The organism is Vibrio sp. 10N.222.49.C9 (assembly GCF_041474985.1).
Taxonomy (GTDB): domain Bacteria; phylum Pseudomonadota; class Gammaproteobacteria; order Enterobacterales; family Vibrionaceae; genus Vibrio; species Vibrio crassostreae_C.
Genome location: NZ_JBFRVD010001265.1, coordinates 1 through 377, shown reverse-complemented (window position 1 = coordinate 377; position 377 = coordinate 1). Strand labels below are relative to the sequence as shown.

The following is a 377-nucleotide window of genomic DNA, read 5'->3' as shown; positions in this document are numbered from 1 at the left end:
CAATCGTTTGATACTTCGCAGAGGCACAGCCCCTAGTAAAACAGCCGAATTGGTGGTGAGTATTTTCTGCATCGGCATCATTTGCAGTAATGCCCAAGCTCGAGCAAGGTGAGTGGGGTGAAGCCGACCCTCAGGATCTTCAACGATCAGTAAGGGTCTTGCACAACGTCGTAGCTCGGTGTTCCCCTTTGCTTGCAGGTAATTGTTCAATAGCCCCATTAGTAGCAAACGAGTCTGTCGGTCTTTGGTTTGGTCAACAAACTGCTTCAGCGACATCTTGCTACCCGCACTTGAGGTAAAAATGCCATCTCGCAGTGCTCTAGGGTCGTGCCTTGAGTGAGTTTTATAGGAAAAGTAGTGATCGACAAGGTCGTGCA

Annotated in this window: 1 protein-coding gene; it reads right to left on the bottom strand. The window is 49.1% G+C overall.

What is annotated here, in order from left to right; translation table 11 throughout:
• On the bottom strand, positions 1-377 hold a 377-nt coding region (locus AB4585_RS27840), incomplete at both ends, for a DUF2813 domain-containing protein (RefSeq protein ID WP_372171989.1).